Below are 1,621 nucleotides of genomic sequence, written 5' to 3'. Positions count from 1 at the left end.
CATCTCTAATTGTGCTTGTCTTAAAGCTATAATGGGCGGTTGATTCTCATTCAACATCTGCTGATAAAACCTCGTCATTAACTGGGAAGTCGCTAAATCATTCACATTCCATAAACTCACCACCACTCGCCGCGCTCCTGCATACATAAAACCGCGAGTTAAACCCACTAATCCCTCTCCCCTCACTTCCCGACCTAAACCAGTCTGACAGGCGCTTAATACCACTAATTCGGCGGGTAAATTTAGGTTAAATATATCATTTAACCGCAAAAAGCCATTATCCGATTCTCCCTGGGGATTAAATAATGATAACACTAATCCTGATAATTCCGGGTTGACTGGATGAATTAACCCATGAGTGGCGAAGTGGATGATTTGATATTGCGATAAATTGGGGTGAGTCGCTAGGTAGCGGGAAGCCTCAAAATCTAAGGCTTTGATTCTTTCATTTTCCGGGAATAATTCCGCGATATTTTGGGCTTCCAATCTGCTATATTCTAAACGGTTTAACTGGGGGGCTGTATCTCCTAAACCTAAACTTCTGGTCGCCCTAGCTAAGGCTAAATTATCTAAGCTGGGAGGGTTATTTTCGGAGGATATTTGAGAATTTAAGCGCGGGTCGTTGGATTCAAAAATCGGGTCAGCAATCACCGCAACAGCTTTGGCAGCCGTCGGTCGATTGGCTAATTGTTCTCGTTGATTAGCAATGAGAGTAGCTGAGGAAGCGGTGACGATTTCATGTTCGACTAATAGGGGGGTATCCGGTTGAGAAGGTATGGGTAAAGCGGCAAAGGGAATGAATTGTAAAATCCCATCTGCGACTATCAATAACCGTTGATTATTCAGTTGATTAACTACGGGAGCAATCAAGATTTCACTCAGGGCTAATCCCTGTGCTACTGTGGTGGTATTATCAAGGTTAATCGCTTCTCGATAGGGGGTAGCTACGGCTTCGATTTCGGTTGAGTTGGGCAGAATATAGCTGGTGATACTATCCTTAGTCACCGCCCAGAGAAAACTGCGTTCTTCTCCTAGGTAATATTGTAACAGCAAGGTATCATCATCAAGTACCTGTTGCTGCACTTGTTCTAAGTTGAGAGGTTGGGGATATTGCAGGTTAGCATAGTTGGGACTGACTACCCTAATTTGGGTTTGTAGTTGATTGAGTTGATTAATGAGAGATTGGGATTGAGTTGTAAGTGCATCGATTTGTGCTTGGGTAAATTGACCCCGGGTGAGTTCATGGCGTTGATGTTCTATGGCATTGTGTTGTTGTATTAGGCTTTGTTCCTGCTGCAAAAGTTGGGGGTCTACGCCTTCACGAATATTCGCACCAGCCTCGGCGAGAAGTTCCAAAAGGCTGCGGGCGCGAGAACGTTCGCTGGCGTGAAAAGCGAGGGCATCATATCCTTTTTGGGGGTTTTGTTGATGCAGTTCCATTAACAATTCAATATATAATTGGTAACGGTCTTGAACGGTGGAGAAAAAGGTTTGGCGGAGTTCGCCGGGAGGGGCTAGGCTGCGGAGTTCTTCAGTTAAGTTAATCGCCTTTTCCATATTAACCAGGGCTTCGGTGAGTTCGCCTTGGGAACGTTGGAGAGAAGCCATATTGGTGAGGGTA

At 45.0% G+C, this 1,621-nt stretch carries 1 protein-coding gene; it reads right to left on the bottom strand.

Features of this window, described 5'->3' with window-relative positions; all coding sequences use genetic code 11:
* Positions 1-1,621: CHAT domain-containing protein (locus ACTIE0_RS24230; protein ID WP_439517033.1), on the bottom strand; the 1,621-nt coding region annotated here is incomplete at both ends.

The organism is Limnospira sp. (assembly GCF_051859755.1).
Lineage (GTDB): Bacteria > Cyanobacteriota > Cyanobacteriia > Cyanobacteriales > Microcoleaceae > Limnospira > Limnospira fusiformis.
Note: the sequence above shows the minus strand (reverse complement) of the source record. Positions and strands in the feature narration are given on the sequence as shown.